The 15,572-nt window shown below is 67.1% G+C and carries 14 protein-coding genes; 3 read left to right on the top strand and 11 right to left on the bottom strand.

The genetic code is table 11. The annotated features are described in order from the left end of the window. Positions 1-5: 5 nt before the first annotated feature. Genes QTH86_RS11055 through QTH86_RS11065 form a run of 3 tightly spaced genes read right to left on the bottom strand, consistent with a single transcriptional unit; the run spans position 6 to position 3,502 of the window. On the bottom strand, positions 6-548 hold the full coding sequence (locus QTH86_RS11055; protein WP_286644642.1) for a VOC family protein: 543 nt from the start codon (positions 546-548) through the stop codon (positions 6-8). A 46-nt stretch (positions 549-594) separates the two neighbouring features. Further along, positions 595-2,475, bottom strand: a complete 1,881-nt coding sequence (locus QTH86_RS11060) for a TRAP transporter large permease (RefSeq protein ID WP_286644641.1) — start codon at positions 2,473-2,475, stop codon at positions 595-597. 7 nt (positions 2,476-2,482) lie between these two features. Then, positions 2,483-3,502 carry a TRAP transporter substrate-binding protein gene (locus QTH86_RS11065; protein WP_286644640.1) on the bottom strand — a complete coding sequence of 340 codons (1,020 nt, stop codon included), beginning with the start codon at positions 3,500-3,502 and terminating at the stop codon, positions 2,483-2,485. 114 nt (positions 3,503-3,616) lie between these two features. Between QTH86_RS11065 and QTH86_RS11070 the strand changes: the two genes are divergently transcribed. Beyond that, the gene (locus QTH86_RS11070; RefSeq protein ID WP_286644639.1) at positions 3,617-4,678 is read left to right on the top strand and encodes a LacI family DNA-binding transcriptional regulator; all 1,062 of its coding nucleotides are present in this window, start codon (positions 3,617-3,619) and stop codon (positions 4,676-4,678) included. A gap of 30 nt (positions 4,679-4,708) precedes the next feature. Here QTH86_RS11070 and QTH86_RS27055 read toward each other — a convergent pair whose 3' ends face one another. From QTH86_RS27055 to QTH86_RS11105, 8 genes are all read right to left on the bottom strand, one after another. Then, entirely contained in the window at positions 4,709-5,098 is a 390-nt protein-coding gene (locus QTH86_RS27055; protein ID WP_353506075.1) for a DUF3325 domain-containing protein, read from the bottom strand. After that, positions 5,016-6,470: a PepSY-associated TM helix domain-containing protein gene (locus QTH86_RS11075; protein WP_286644638.1), complete on the bottom strand. Its 1,455-nt coding sequence runs from the start codon at positions 6,468-6,470 to the stop codon at positions 5,016-5,018. The genes QTH86_RS27055 and QTH86_RS11075 overlap by 83 nt, the downstream gene beginning before the upstream one ends. A 38-nt stretch (positions 6,471-6,508) precedes the next feature. Beyond that, complete coding sequence (locus QTH86_RS11080; RefSeq protein WP_286644637.1) at positions 6,509-6,778, bottom strand: iron uptake protein; 270 nt, start codon at positions 6,776-6,778, stop codon at positions 6,509-6,511. A gap of 2 nt (positions 6,779-6,780) precedes the next feature. Further along, positions 6,781-9,198, bottom strand: a complete 2,418-nt coding sequence (locus tag QTH86_RS11085) for a TonB-dependent receptor (protein WP_286644636.1) — start codon at positions 9,196-9,198, stop codon at positions 6,781-6,783. A gap of 72 nt (positions 9,199-9,270) precedes the next feature. Next, a complete protein-coding gene (locus QTH86_RS11090) occupies positions 9,271-10,299 on the bottom strand; it encodes a FecR family protein (RefSeq protein ID WP_286644635.1) in 1,029 nt (342 codons plus the stop codon). Position 10,300: 1 nt separating this feature from the next. Beyond that, positions 10,301-10,786 (bottom strand): sigma-70 family RNA polymerase sigma factor, encoded by a 486-nt coding sequence (locus tag QTH86_RS11095; RefSeq protein ID WP_353505978.1) that lies wholly within the window; start codon positions 10,784-10,786, stop codon positions 10,301-10,303. Positions 10,787-11,248: 462 nt separating this feature from the next. After that, on the bottom strand, positions 11,249-12,412 hold the full coding sequence (locus QTH86_RS11100) for an epoxide hydrolase family protein (RefSeq protein WP_286644633.1): 1,164 nt from the start codon (positions 12,410-12,412) through the stop codon (positions 11,249-11,251). After that, positions 12,409-13,320, bottom strand: a complete 912-nt coding sequence (locus tag QTH86_RS11105) for an aromatic alcohol reductase (RefSeq protein ID WP_286644632.1) — start codon at positions 13,318-13,320, stop codon at positions 12,409-12,411. Before QTH86_RS11105 ends, QTH86_RS11100 begins: the two co-directional genes overlap by 4 nt. Positions 13,321-13,421: 101 nt before the next feature. Here QTH86_RS11105 and QTH86_RS11110 point away from each other — a divergent pair, with 101 nt between their 5' ends. Then, a complete protein-coding gene (locus QTH86_RS11110) occupies positions 13,422-14,327 on the top strand; it encodes a LysR family transcriptional regulator (RefSeq protein ID WP_286644631.1) in 906 nt (301 codons plus the stop codon). A 288-nt stretch (positions 14,328-14,615) separates the two neighbouring features. Beyond that, on the top strand, positions 14,616-15,449 hold the full coding sequence (locus tag QTH86_RS11115) for an alpha/beta hydrolase (RefSeq protein ID WP_286644630.1): 834 nt from the start codon (positions 14,616-14,618) through the stop codon (positions 15,447-15,449). The last annotated feature ends 123 nt before the right edge of the window (positions 15,450-15,572 follow it).

The raw sequence follows: 15,572 nt of genomic DNA on the forward strand, positions 1-15,572 counted from the left end.
CGCGCTCACAGCTTCGAGAGATCGGGGAAGGGGCGCACCGGGTCGGTGGCGCCGTCCCAGGTCTTGGAGGTTTCGCGGATCAGGTCGAACATCCGGCCCTTGGGGCCGGCGACTTCCGACAGCTCGATCACCGTGCCCGGGTGGTACTCGGTGTCGAAGTAGATGAAGCGCCCGCGCGCGCCGACCTCGCCGCTCATCTTGGGCTTGAAGCCCTGCTCGAGCAGGCGCTCGACGTCGGCGTCATAGCTTTCCGTCCAGTAGGCGACGTGCTGCAGCCCGGTGCGGCCGGCCTGCAGGAAGTCGCGGTACATCGAGGGCACGTCGTTGCGCGTCTGGATCAGTTCGACCTGCACGAAGCCCGAGTTGGCGAGCGCCACCGAGTTGTGCGGCTCGTACGACTGGCCGTCGTACCGGTAGTTCACGATCGGCACCTTGGGGTTGTAGTACCAGGGGCCGACGCCCAGCGTCTTGCTCCAGTAGTCCATAGCGGCTTCGATGTCGTGCACGACATAGCCCAGCTGGCGGATCTCTCCGAAATGGCGGCTCATTGTGGTTTTCCGTGTGTGAGTGCGGTGGAGGGGAATGCGGCGATGACTACTTCGCCAGGAAGCCGGTCGAGAACCAGGGCACGGCCGCCACCAGCACCAGCCCGACGAGCAGGGCCAGCATGTAGCCGCCGATGTACTTCATGCCTTCGTTCGGGTCGACCTTGGCGACCGCGCAGGCGCCGTAGTAGCCCACGCCGATGGGCGGTGCGAACAGGCCGATGCCCATCGCGAAGATCACGACCATCGCGTAGTGCACCGGGTGCACGCCGGCCGCCTGCGCGATGGGGAACAGCAGCGGCCCGAACAGCACGATGGCCGGGATGCCTTCGAGCACGCAACCCAGCACGATGAAGGCGAGGATCGATATCGCGAGGAAGCCGTACGAGCCACCCGGAATGGCCGCCATCCAGCGCGCCAGGTCGGTCGAGAAGCCCGACTGCGTGAGACCCCAGGCCATGGCCGTGGCGCAGCCGACGATGAACATGATCGCGCCCGAGAGCGAGGCCGTCTCGACCAGCATCGGCTTCAGGCGTCGCCAGTCGAACTGGCGGTAGAGGAGCAGCCCCGCCAGCGCCGAATACACGATGCCGATGGTCGACACCTCGGTGGCCGTCGCCACGCCTTCGACCACCGCCGCACGGATGACGAAGGGCAGCGCCACCGCCGGCAGCGCCACGATGAAGAAGCGGCCGATCTGCGCGCGCGAGTAGCGGGCGACGGCGCTCAGGTCTTCCTTGCGGTAGCGCCACCACACCACGCTGCACAGGCACAGGCCGAGCACCAGCGCGGGCACCATGCCCCCGGTGAACAGCGCCGCGATCGACACGCCCGTGACCGAGCCGATGGTGATGAGCACGATCGACGGCGGAATGGTTTCGGTCTGCGCGCCGGTGGCCGACAGCAGCGCCACCAGGTCGCCCGGCTTGGCGCCGCGCTTCTTCATCTCGGGGAACAGCACCGGCGCGATGGCCGCCATGTCGGCGATCTTCGAGCCCGAGATGCCCGACACCAGGTACATCGCGCCGACCAGCACGTACGAGAGGCCGCCGCGCACGTGGCCCAGCAGACTGGCGAGGAACTGGATCATGGCCTTGGCCATGCCGGTCATCTCGATGAGTGCACCCAGGAAGATGAAGAGCGGCACCGCCAGCATGATGAGGTGCGACATGCCCTCGTCCATGCGGCCGACCATGACCACCATCGGCGTCGAGGTGGTGAGCGCCAGGTAGCCGAAGGTGGCCAGCGCGAACGAGAAGGCGATCGGCACGCCCGAGAACACGTTCACCGCCACGATCACCAGGAAGAACACGACCAGGTTCAGCTTGCCCAGCGGCGCGAACAGCGGGCGCGCCAGCCAGAACGCAGCAACGACCAGCGCGACGACGCCGAGCGTGACCGCGATCTCGCGTGCGCTGGAGAAGCGCAGCAGCCGCAGCGCGCCGAAGACGATCATCAGCGCGACGCCGACCGGAATGGCCGCGGCGCGCCAGGCGTTGCTGATCTCCAGCGCCGGCGTGACGATGAAAGCCTCGTCGGCCGCGTATTCGTAGGCGGGCCACAGCACCAGCGCCAGGAAGGCGAGCGACGCCGCGATGGCCAGCGCCTCGAGCATGCGGCGCGCCGACGGGCTCACCTTGCCGACGACCGCCGTCATGCGCATGTGCTCGCCGCGCCGCAGCGCCACCACGGCGCCGAGCATCGACAGCCACAGGAAGAAGATCGAGGCGAGTTCGTCCGACCACACCAGCGGCGCATGGAAGGCGTAGCGCGCGACCACGCCGGCGAACAGCACGACGATCTCGACCAGCACCAGCGCGGCGGCGATGGCTTCGATCACCGCGCCCAGCCGCCGGTCGATGCGGTCGGCGATGCCGGTGAACGAATTGGCCGGCGCGGCGCCGAGCTCGACAACAGAGGCGATCGACATCGGCGGGTCAGGCCAGCTTGCCGACGCTTTGTTCGAGCAGACCCCAGGCCTCGGCGCCGAAGCGGCCCTTCCATTCGCTGTAGAAGCCTGAATCGCGCAGCTTGGCGCGGAAGCTGTCGGCGGTCGGGCGGTTGGTGGCCAGGCCCTTCGACTCCAGATCGGACACGACCGACTCGTTGAGCTTCTTGATGTCCTCGCGCTGCTTCATCCCGGCGTCGTTGATGGACGCCGCCACGATGGTCTTCAGGTCCCCCGGCAGGGCCTCCCAGGCGCGGCCGTTGGCGATGAACCAGTAGCCGTCCCAGATGTGGTTGGTGAGCGAGGCGTACTTCTGCACCTCGTAGAGCTTGGCCACCTGGATGATCGGCAGCGGGTTCTCCTGCGCGTCGACGATCTTCGTCTGCAGCGACGAATACACCTCGCTGAACTGCAGGCTGGCCGGCGATGCGCCCAGGCTCTTGAACATCGAGATCGACAGCGGGCTCACCGGCACGCGGATCTTCAAGCCGTCGAGGTCCTTCGCCGAGGTCACCGGCGACTTGGAGCTCGTGGTCTGGCGGAAGCCGTTGTCCCACATCTTGTCGAAGGCGTAGAGGCGCGTCTTGGCGATGGCCGCGCGCACATGGGCGCCCAGCTTGCCGTCCATCGCGCCCCACACCTGGTTGTAGTCGGAGAAGGCGAAGCCGATGGCGTTGATGGCCGCGACCGGCACCAGCGTGGCGATGACCAGCGCCGACGGCGTGAAGAACTCGATGCCGCCGGAGCGCACCTGCGCCAGCATGTCGGTGTCGCCGCCCAACTGGTTGTTCGGGAAGATCTTGATCTCGACGCGGCCCTTGGTCTCCTTGGCGATGCGCTCGACCGCCTCTTGCGCGCGCACGTTCAGCGGGTGCGTCACCGGCAGGTTGTTGCCGTACTTGTACGAGAACTCTGCGGCACGGGCGATGCGCGGCACGGCCGTCACGATGCTGGCGGCGGGGAGTGCGGAAAGCGTGCGCAAGGCACCGCGGCGGGTGAGCGAATTCATGGTCTGTCTCCGTTGTGGGCTTGATGCCTTTTGATGCATCATGACTGAAAGGCATGCGGACGATAGAGTTGCGACACCGCGCCGTCAAACAAACGAGATGATGGTTTTTGATTTATGAGGGTTAACCCCGAACCTTCCGACGCCCCGCTGCCGAGCCGTGCGCGGGTGGTCGACATCGCACGCGCCGCCGGCGTGTCGACCGCCACGGTCGACCGCGTCCTCAACAAGCGGCCCGGCGTGCGCGACGCCACCGTGCAGCGCGTGTTGAAGGCGGCCGGCGAGCTCGACTACCTGCCTGGCCAAGCGCTGTACGCCGCGCTCGCGCCGCAGCCCTTGCGGCTGAGCGTGCTGCTGCCGGCCGGCACCAACCGCTTCATCCGCATGCTCGGCGACATGGTGGGTTATTCGCAGGAGCACTGGGCGCCCTTCAACGTGCGCTGCCGCACGGAGTTCATCGAGAGCTTCAACCCGCACGAGCTGGCGGCCGCGCTGCGGCGCCACGGCAAGCGCAGCGACGGCATCGCGGTGATGGCGCTCGAGCACCCTGCGGTGCGCGAGGCGGTGGCCGAACTCGCGGCGCAGGGAGTGCCGGTGATCACGCTGATCTCCGATCTGTCGAACTCGCCGCGCGTGGCCTACATCGGGCTGGACAACCGCGCCGCGGGCCGCACCGCAGGCTATCTCATCGGCCGCTTCATCGGCGCACGCAGCGCCAAGGTCGCGCTCATCGCGGGCAGCCTGAGCTACCGCGCGCACGAAGAGCGCGAAGCCGGCTTCCTGCACGTCATCGACGAGATGTTCCCGCAGCTGTCGGTGGTCGGCCTGCGCGAAGGCCACGACGACGCCGAGCAGAACTACCGGCAGACGCGCGCGCTGCTCGACCAGCATCCCGAGCTCGGCGGCATCTACAACATCGGCGGTGCGTCCGACGGCGTGGCGCGGGCCCTGAAGGAAGCGGGCCGCGACCAGAAGGTGGTCTTCATCGGCCACGGCCTGACGCCGGACACGCGCGCCCTGTTGATCGACGGCAGCCTCGACGCGGTGATCACGCAGAGCCCGCACACCACGCTGATGAGCTGCGTGCGCATCTTCACCAACCTGCGCGACGGGCGCGAGGCGCTGAGCGGCGTGGAGAACACACGCAGCCAGGTGATCTTCCGCGAGAACCTGCCTTGAACAGGTGGCCGCCGGAACGCCCGGAGGGCGCTAACGCGGATCCTTGAATCGAGACGATCGACGCGCCGCCACGGCAAGCATGGCCTGGGTCAGCGCGCTCAGCCAGGCACCCACACAGGTCAGGCACAGCCACAACAAGACGCCGAAAGCCGGTCCATCCCGTGCGATACACAGCCCGAGCGACCCGGTGACCAGGAGCAGCGCGCCCGTTCGCAGCAACGCGGCCGGTGGCGGCCCCGGCTGCGAACCCCGGAGCACCGACCAATGGCGAGGCATCGCCCATGCGGCGCACACCCAGGCGGCGTAGATGGCGATGGCGGCCAGAACCAGGGCCACGTCAGCGGCGCCCCCACCGGCGCGCGCAGGCCGCAGCCAGCATGCCGCCCACCGCCAGCCCGGCGTCCACACCCCACACGGCACCCGGATGCGGGGTGGTCAGCAGATTCATCCCCGCACACAGCAACGCCAGCGCGGCGATGACGCCGGCCTGCTCCTGCCAGGCGCGCGCCCCCCGCCACGCGGCATGGCCAAAGCAGGCCAGCCAGCTCAGGCAGAAGACCAGCACCTCCAGCTCCGACCGGCGCCAGCCCGCCCACGCGGCTTCGCTCGGCAGCAGGCGATTGGCGGCCAGGTATGCGAGCGTGGCGACCACGATGCCCGACACGCCGCCGATGCAGAGGCTCTGCAGCGCACGGCGCCCCGGCGGGTCGTTGCCGGTCCGGTCGACCGGCCGCGCCGCCAGCCAGAACACCAGCCCCGAGGCGATCATCACGCAGCCGCCCAGCCCCAGCACGAAGTACAGCCAACGCAGCGTCCCGTGACGGAACTGGATGAAATGCAGGCCGGACAGCACGCGCTGCACGCGCATCACCGGTGCGGCCTCGAAGCGCTGGAGCAGCTCCCCGGTGGTGGCGTCGAAGTAGAGCTGGTCGAGATTCATGGTGATCTCACCGGCATAGGAGCGGCGCAGCTCCACGTAGCTCTGGGCATCGCCCGGCCACCAGACCCGCACGAAGTAAGGCACCCCACCGCCCCACTCCCGCCCGGCCCGGGCCACCATCGCGTCGATGGACGACAGCGCGCCCGGTGTGCCGGCGGGGGGCCGGCGGTAGCGGCCATAGACTTCCGCCTGAAAGGCCGCCTGCCCCGCAGCACCCGCGTCGAAGGCGCCCCGGTAGGCCGACGGAAAGTACAGATTGAAGAAGATCACCAGGCCCGACAGCGTGATCATGAAGAAGAAGGGCACGCCGATGACACCACTGACGTTGTGCAGGTCCAGCGTGACGCGCGGCAGGCGCTTGTCCAGGCGAAGGGTGAAGAAGTCGGCGAACAGCTTTCGGTGGATGATCACGCCCGAGACGAGCATCAGCAGCATCGCCATCGCCGCGGCGCCGACCAGCCATTTGCCCACGTCCTTCCAATCGATCATCAGCCCGTAGTGAAAGGGATAGAAGAACCCGCTGGCGCCGAGCGTGCCGGCGTTGGGCAGCGGCGCCAAGGTGGATGGATTCAGATGACGGGTGATCGGCGCCCCCGTCGCGCCCTGTGCGGAGAAGCGCAGGACGGGCGTACGTTCGGTCGGCAAGTCGATGCGCCACTGCCGGGCTGCGGGCGGGATCAGCGGTTCGACCGCCGCCACGACCGGGTCCAGCCGAGGCAGCGTGGCGGGTGCGACCAGGCGCGTGGCCGGCATCATCCAGCGGTCGATCTCCCGGTCGAAGACGCTCAGCGTCCCCATCCAGAAAATGGCGAACAGCAGGCCGCCGAAAACGATGCCTGCCCAACTGTGCACGACAGTCAGGCGCCTGCGATAACCGGGATAGCCGGCCATCAGAATGCCCACCGCCACGCGCACGCGAGCGCCGCCGCCCACAGCGCCAACCATCCGCTCAGCCGCCAGATGCTCTGGCAGGCCAAGCCCCACAGCAACACCGCAAGGTAGATGAGAAAGCCCGCCATGGCCGCGGCGACCACGGCTTCGGCACCGGGCAGGCCCCACCGCGCCAGCAGCCCAGCCAGCACCCCCACGGCCAGGCTGGTCAGGCCGAAGCCACCGCCCACGGCCGCAGCGATGCGCAGCCACACCGCCGGGCGCGCCATGCTCAGAAGTCGACCGAGTAGCCGACCGTCAAGGTACGGCCTCGGCCGGCGAAGTAGCGCAGCGGCTCGACCAACGCACTCTGCGAGTAGTAGGTGATGTAGTTCTTGTTGAACAGGTTGGCCACCGCCAGCCGCACCGTGCCCTTGGGCAGCTTGTAGCTCAGGCTGGCGTCCACCAACGTGTAACCCTTGAAGTTCTTCTCGGACTCGTCGAAGGTGCGGCTGCGGGCGTGCTGCACCTGCACGAAGGACGAGAGGCGGTCGGTCCACTGCGAGCTCAGCGACGCGATGAGCCGGTCCGGCGCGATGTTCAGGCCGTCGAGGCGCGCGTCGAGCGAGCCGTCGTCGTTGCTGTCGTAGCGGCCGAGCGTGCGCGAGTACGACAGCTTCGCCTTGTGCGCGCGGTCGAAGCGGTAGCCGACACTGGCATCGAGCCCATCGATGCGGTTCTTCTCGCGCGCCGCCATGAAGGCGTCGCCCACGCGCACGACGCGCGCGCCGTAGTCGGACTCGGAGCGGAAGTAGCTCGCATCGAAGTCCCAGTTGCCGAACTTGTAGCGCCCCCCGACTTCGACGCTCTGCGTGACGATGGGCGCGAGCGTGCTCAGGTTGGCAATGCTCTGGTTGGGGATGTTGATGGCCCGCAGCACCCGGCCCACGTCGGGCATGCCGAAACCTTCGGAGTAGCTGGTGTAGAGATTGAGGTTCTTCACCGGCTCGAACACCAGACCGACGTTGTAGAGGGTCTCGTCGAAGTCGAGCTTGCCGCCGCCGACGTTGACCCGGTTGTAGCGGGCCAGACTCTGGTAGCTGTCGACCTTCAGGTCGGCGTATTCCTTGCGGACGCCGCCATGCAGCGTGAGCTGGTCGAGCAGCTTGAACTCGGCCTGCGTGAACAACGAGATGTCGCTGTATTCCGAGTGGGGCACGTAGGTGCGGCCGGTGCCGTAGAGGTCCTGCTCGCCCTTGTCGAACAGGGTGTCGAACCCGGCGGTGAGCTTCAGGCGCTTGTCGAACAGGTCGGCCTTGGTGAGGGTCACCTTGCTGCCGATCTTCGACGAGGTCGCGCGCGACTGGTCGTACAGCGTGCCGTTGGGCGCGATGCGCGTGTCCTGGAACGTGGCCGAGTTGTCGGCACCGAACAGCGCTTCGAACTTCTGGTGGAACACCATGGCCGACAGGTCCCAGCCGGCCAAGTCGTAGTGGCTGTAGGTGGCGGCGGCGGTCCACACGTCGTTCCACGGTGGCGTGCCCGGCGGCGTCCGCTCGATCGAGGTGGTGGGGATGCCGCGCGCCCGGTCGCCCGCGACGGCCGTGTAGCTGGCGTCGGACTTGATGCGATAGCGGTTGAGCGAGAGCTCCACCCGCTGGTCGTTGCCCAGCTGATAGCCCAGCTTGCCCAGGAAGTCGTAGGTGCGCGAATCCATCAGATCGCCCTGCGTGTTGTCGGCACCGATGGAACGGCCCTTGGCGTCGCGGTACAGGCCCTGGTCCTCGTAGCTGAAGCCCAAGAGGTAGTCCAGCCGATCGAGTCGGCCGTCGGCCCGATAGCTGGTCTTGGTGCTGAGGGTGTCGCCGTCGATCTTCGACGTGGGCATCGTGGTCTGCACGTCCAGATGCTGGTTGAAGCTGCCCTTCTCGGGGATGCGCGTGATCAGGTTGATGGTGCCGCCCGTGGCGCCCAGGCCATTGATCGCGTTGGCGCCCTGGACCACTTCGATGCGGTCCAGCATCGAGAAGTCGATGGTGTGCGCTTCACGGCCGGTCGGGCGGATGGGGTTGGACTGCGGCACGCCGTCGATCAGGATCAGCGGGGTGCGACCACGCAAGGTCTCGCCGCTGCCGTTCATCTTGCCCCGGCTGGGGGTGTACGACGGGATCAGGTTGCTCAGCGCGTCCGACGAGTTGGTGGACAGCGCCAGCTGCTGCGCGATCGCTTCCTGCTCGATGATCTGCACCGTCTGCGGCGCCTTGGCGGCCTCCATGTTCGAGCGCGATGCGGCCACGGTCACCTCTTGCAGTTGCTCGCTGCGGGCGGCACCGGTCGTGACGGGCGGCGCTGCGATCTCGGCGCCGGGCGGCGCCGCGACGGGCACCAGCCGGTAGCCGGCTGACGTTTTCTCGATGCTGTAGCCGCTGCCCTTGAGCAGTTCGGCGAAGCCCTCGTCCACGCCATGCGTCCCGCTCAGGCCAGGGGATTGCAAGGTGGCCGTGCGACGGGCATCGAGCGCGATCGACACGCCGGCTTCCTGCGCAAAACGGGTGAGGGCCGCACCGAGCGGTCCGGGCGGAATGCTGTAGCTGCGCACCTGGGCGGCGGCGACCAGCGGCGCCATGGCGGCCATGGCCACGCTCAGGTGCAGGGCCAAGGTCAGGGGCAGCAGGCGGCTGCGGGGCGGATGGTTTTTCGGACGGGTCACGGTCGGGCGTTCCAATGTCGTTGCGTTCGTTCGTGATGACGAACGAGATCGAAAAACCGGAACCGCTTCCCGTCAGTTTTTTACGTGATCGGTGGCGATGTCCACCCAGACCCAGCGGCCGGCCAGGGTGCGCAGGCGCAACTCGGGAAAGATGGTCGACAGCAATTGCAGTGCCTCGTCGGGTTTGTCCAGGGGCAACACCGCCGAAACCCGAAGCGCCCGCAACTGGTCTGCGTCGAAGCGGATACCGCCGGGCCGGTGCCGCGCAAGTTGCGCCAGCACTTCCGGCAGCGGCCGGTCGTTCAGCACCAGCTGACGGTGCTGCCAGCCTTGCTCCACGCGTTCGGCGTCCAGGCCCTCGATGGGCCCGACCCCTCGACGCGTGAGCTGCAGACGTTCGCCGGCCTGGACCACGGTGGAGACCTGCGGGTCGGCCAAGGTCTGCACCGACACCTTGGATTCGAACATCTCCAAGCCGGTGCCACCCCCGTCATGGCTGACGGCGAACCGTGTGCCCAGGGCACGGATGCGGGCGACCGGCGTCTCGACATAGAACGGCCGCCCGGCGTCCTTGGCCACATCGACACGGATGTCCCCGCGCAGCAGGCGCACGGTGCGCTGCTGCGGGTCGTACGTCAGGTCGATCGCGGTCCTGCCGCTCAGGGTGATGCGCGTGCCGTCGGGCAGCGTGCGGCTGACCCAGTCGGTCTCGCTGCTGCGCACATCGGCCCACAGATCGGCAACGGCGCCTTCCGACACGGCGAGCCCGACGGGCACCGCCAGGGCCAGCGCCAGAACCAGCACGCCGCCGATGCGCTGACGAACGGCGCGCCGACGGCGGCGGGCGTCCTTGAAGACGGCATCGAGCGCCGCGTGCGCAAGGCGCGGGTTGCCGGCCGCGCTGTGCCGAACGCCTTCGACCTGCTCGACCACGGCCTCGAGCGAGGCCGCCGCCTGGGCATGGCGCGGATCGACCGCCTTCCAGGCGGCGAACGCTTGCTCGGCGCGCGCGCGCTCTGCCGGATCGTCGCCACTGCGCTGCACCAGCCAGGCGGCGGCCTGCTCGGCCAGACGGTCCGATTCGCTTCGAATCTCCGCCACCTCAGGCCCCGCGCTGGCGATGGCAGTGCAACAGCGCCTGGACCAGGTACTTCTGGATCATGCGTGTCGACACGCCCAGTTGTTCGGCGATGAAGCCATGCGTCTCGCCATCGAGGTAGTGCAGCAGAAAGGCCTGGCGCGGTTTGGCCGGCAAGCCGTCGAGCGCCCTCTCGATCTGGGTGAGGGCCTGCAGGGTGTCGAGGAGGTGCTCGGGCGACGGCGCGCCGCCGAGCTGCTCGACGGCCATGCTCAGTTCACGCAGATAGGCCACTTCGATCGCCTGGCGCCGGGCCTGGTCGATGAGCAGACGTTGGGCGGTGGTGACCAGGAAGGCGCGCGGCTCGCGCACGCCCAGCAAGGCATCGCGCGACGCGATGATGCGCACGAAGGTGTCCTGCGCCAGGTCGGCCGCGTTCTCCGGCGAGCCCAGCTTGCGGCGCAGCCACCCGAACAGCCACCCGTGGTGTTCGTCGTACAGCGTGTGCATTTGCTGTTGCCAAGGGCTCCCCGCTGCGGACATTGTTTCTGTTTCTCCGGGCCGTGTTCGTGCCGATCTTTCGCACTGAGAATAGTTCTCATTATTTCACATGGTCGGCACGGCCTTGTCCACGGTGGTGCCGACTTGCCTAACGCCGACACGTCGTATGGGGAGTCACAGTTGCTGCGCCTCGTGCGCAGCGAGTGAGCCTGGCTGCTCGAAGATGCTGAGCCTTTCCCACGGTGACGCCCTGTGGCACCCTCCGGCCCGGCCTCTTCCGCCGCCAGCAGCGGCCCTTCGCTCACGAACAGAGGAAGAGGTTCAAACACCTTCGTACTTTGCTAAACCGGAGCGGGAGCAACTGCCTCTGTTTCCGCACGTCTGCTTCTCGTGTTGCAAGTCCGTCAAGAAGCGAATGCGGGCACTCGCTCGGCGCTGCCTTGATCGCCGATCTCTAGAGACAAGACGCGTTCAACGGAGGGTTGCGAACGTCTTGCGGATGTCGGCAACCAGGGTGTCGGGTTGTTCCATGGCCGCGAAGTGCCCGCCCGCGGCGCCCTCGTTGAAATACACCAAGCCCGTATATCGACGTTCGAGCCATCGTCGCGACTTGCGAACGTGCTCCTTGGGCAGCATGGTGAATCCAGAGGGAATCGTGATCGGGCCGGGCGGCTGCCCGCCCGCCGGCCCGCCAGCGCTGGCCAGTTCCCAATAGAGGCGTGCCGCAGAGGCACCGCTGTCGGTGAGCCAGTACATCATCACGTGGTCCAGAATCTCGTCGCGGCTGAACGTCGCCTCGGCATCGCCGGGCGTCCCGCCGGTGTCCTGAAACATCGCGTAGATCCAGGCGGCCAGGCCCATCGGTGAGTCGGCCAAGGCATAGCCGATCGTCTGAGGGCGCGTCGACTGCACCTTCGCATAGCCCGAGAGTCGATCCCAGAAGTGGCCGGCGTCCTTGAGCATCATTTTTTCTTCGGGCGTTGCTTCGGCCGCCTCGCCCGGCGTGGTCATGAACATTGCGAAGTTCAGGTGCATGCCCACCAACCCCGCTGGCCGCTTGCGGGCGATGGCGTCGCACACGCCTGCGCCCAGATCGCCTCCCTGCAACGCCCAACGATCGCCGTAGCCGAGACGACGAACGAGCGCGATCCACGCGTCCGCGATGCGCGGCAGCCCCCAGCCGGTGTCGACGGGCTTGCCCGAGAAACCAAATCCCGGCATCGACGGAGCAATGACATGGAAGGCCTGAGCAGGCTCGCTCGCCTGTGCGGTCGGATGCGTCAGTGACGAGACGACCTTTCTGAATTCCAGCACCGAGCCTGGCCAGCCGTGGCACATGACCAACGGAAGTGCGTCCGCATGCGGCGACCGTGCATGCAGGAAGTGAATGTCCAGTCCGTCGATGTGGGTGGTGAACTGCCCCGTGGCGTTCAGCCATGCCTCGGTTGCACGCCAGTCATAGCGCGTGCGCCAGTGTTCGCACAGCGCTTCCATCGAGGAGAGACGAACGCCCTGCGATGTGTCGGACACCGTTTCCCTGTCGGGAAACCGCGTGCGAGCCAGCCGATCTTGCAGATCGAGCAACTGCGCTTCGGGCACTGCAAGATGGAACGGCGAGACGAGGGTATCGCTCATGCCTGATCCTTTTTCTGTTCCAGAAGGGAGCGAATGGCCGTCCAGCGAACCTCCCGGTAGCGGTCGTTGTCCAGGGGCTCGAGCTTTCCCTTGCCCGAGAACATGTTGTGCAGGTATTGCATGCCCTGGAACGGCGGAAAGACGCTCGACTCGCTGGCCGGATCCGCGGCGCGCACGGTTCTGATCCGATCGGCCAGGTCATCGAGCGATCCCTGGCGCGCGACCTCGTACGGGGTGCCGAAGACCTCAGACGCCGCAGCCGCCAGGTCACGAGCGCTGACAGTGTTCCCCGCGACGCGCAGGAAGCGCGGTGAGGCGGGATCCAATGCGGCAGCCGCGGTGAAGTCGGCCACATCATCCATCGTCGTGAAATCGAGCAACTGGTCCGGCGAGCCCCAGTACATCACTTGGTGTCGTGCAAAGTCGTAGAGCGGGGGGCGCTTCCACATCAGCATGTCCGCAAAAGCACCGTTCAGGATCGAGGTTGCGCGCACCGACGACGTGGCGATCTCTTGATGAAATACCCGCCGCAGGTCGAAATTCCGGTTCTCTCCGGGCGGTACATGGGTCAGATCGCAAGAGAAGTCGGATGGGATGAATCGAGGAACGCGCACGGCCTCGGCAGCTCGCAGCAGCTGGGTCTGAGCGCCGACGATGACCTCCCGCAGGCCCGACAGAACCGACACCACGCAGGAGGATCCAGCGACCGCTTCCGACAGACCCGCTGCATCGTCGAACGAGACCTGACGCAGCTCAGCGCCCGACCTGCGCAACGCCTGCGTTGATTCAGCACCCGTCCCGACTCGCACCAACGTGCGCACCGACGCGCCGCGTCTCGCCAGCGCAGTTGCTATCCGCCCACCCAGGTCGCCTGTTGCACCTGCGAGGGTGATGATCTTGTTAGCCATGGTTCGTTCTCTTGAGGTGACGATCGATCGTAGGGAGTGCGACGGCCCGGGCATAGCCGCAAAGCGTGGACGGCTCGTTCCGAATGTGGAACGATCGAGACATGGAACTCGCCGATCTACGCATCTTTCTGCGCGTGCTCGACAGCGGATCGTTGTCGGCTGCGGCCCGCACCATCGGACTGCCGAAGTCGTCTGTCAGCCGGGCGCTCAACCGACTCGAGTCGGACGTGGGAACAGCGCTTGTGGATCGCTCCGGACGCCGCGTCAAGATGACCGATGCAGGGCTGGCCCTGCAGCCTCATGCCGCTTTGCTGCTTGCCGCCGCCGAAGAGGCGCAGGCTTGCGTCGACAGCACCTCCGGCTTGCTGCGCGGCAGCCTCAAGGTGAACATGCCATTCGCGCTCGCGGCGGTCCTGCTCGCCCCCATGTTGGCGGACTTTCTGAAACGCTACCCCCATCTGGATCTCGTGCTGGAGATCGACAACCGCAGGATCGATCTGGCCGCAGAGGAGGTGGACGTCGCGCTGCGCATCGGCCCACTGCCCCGGTCCGAACTCGTTGCGCGGCATCTCGCAAACATGGCGCTTTGGACATGCGCCAGTCCGGGCTATCTCGCTGTGCGAGGAACTCCGAACGAGCCTTCCGAGCTGATGGACCATCGACTCCTGTCGCGAATCAATCAGCCGGCGCGCTGGCGATACGCTTCACCCACAGGCGACGCGATCGAGATCAACGTGACGCCTCGAACGGTCATACCGGACGTCGCGGCGCTGTTGCCCGTCCTCGTCAACGGATGCGGCATCGGTCGGCTGCCGGACTTTCTCGCAGCGCCCGCGGTCACGGACGGATCACTGGTGCGCCTGTTCGCAGATTACGGAACCGACCGCGTTGACTTGCATGCCCTGTACACAAATCGAAAAACGCTGCCAGCGAAGGCACGAATTTTCATCGACGCGGTCGCGGGCTATCTCTCAGAGTTGAGAGAGCATCTGAGCCTCGATCCCTGATCGAGCGACGAGGTAGCTGTACCCAATTCACCGGTGTGTCCGCACCGCGACGAGGCCAACGGGACGCTGATTGCCCGACGTCTGACGGCCTCTGGCTGCCCGCCCAAGACTGGTATCTGGGCGCTCTGCGGAACGAACGTCCGGTTTTGGGGAACGACCAATTTTTCTCTCCCCGCGCGGGCGCAGCATCTGAGCACTTCCACACGTCGGCCAACCCCGTCGCCGCTGGCACACCGCAAACGCGGCGACACTCGGAGCGACCTGCCCATCTCGCCCAGGAGCCGCTTCTTGTCATCCAAAGTCTTCCGCATCGCCCTCGCCGCCTCGGCCGCTGCCGTCGGCGGCATCGCGACGTACTGGACGCTCCTCGCCACCCGGCAGGGCCACATCCTCTTCAACGCCCGCAAGCTACCGGTGGTCCCGCTGTCCGACGACTTCTCGACCTATTCGCACCCGGTGCCCGGCGGCATGGTACGTGGCTATGTCTACCATCCGCACGGCGAAGACGCGCTGCAGGACCTGTTCATCTACTTCGCGGGCCGCGGCGAAGACGTGCGCGCCACCGCCAAGGCGCTGACCTGGCTGCCGGCGGGCTTCGGCTTCGCGGCGATCAACTACCGCGGCGTCGCCGACTCGGAGGGGCACCCGTCGGAGATCGCCTCGGTCGAGGACGCGAACCAGCTCGCCAGGCACCTGCGCCGCGCCTTTCCGCAGGCGCGGCTGCACGTCGTCGGCCGCAGCCTCGGCACGGGCGTGGCGATCCAGTTGGTGGCGCGGCAGGACTTCGCCAGCCTTCAGCTGATCACTCCCTACGACTCGATGCTGGAAGTGGCCAAGCGGCGCTTTCCGCTGGTGCCGCTGTCGCTGCTGCTGCGCCACCGCTTCGACTCGCTCACGCACAGCCGCGAGGTGGCGGCCAAGACCCAGGTGCTGCTGGCCGAGCACGACGACGTCGTGCTGCCGGTGCGTTCGCAGAAGCTCATCGACGCCTGGCCCACACCGGTCCACGTGCAGACGGTGGCGGGCTCGAACCACCACGACATCATGCGGCTCGAAGCGACCTGGTTGTACCTGGTCGACTTCGCGCTGACGGCCGTCCTGCCCGAGCCCAAAGCGGCCTGAGCCACGGGACATCGCGCAGCGCGCAGAAGCGCCAAAGCCCGGGCATATGTCGCAGAAGCGGGCTCGCTCAGCCCGCATGACGGCGCAAACTGAGTACAAAACACTTAATCTTCCGCCTTGGCG

Source organism: Variovorax sp. J2L1-78, assembly GCF_030317205.1.
Taxonomy (GTDB): domain Bacteria; phylum Pseudomonadota; class Gammaproteobacteria; order Burkholderiales; family Burkholderiaceae_C; genus Variovorax; species Variovorax arabinosiphilus.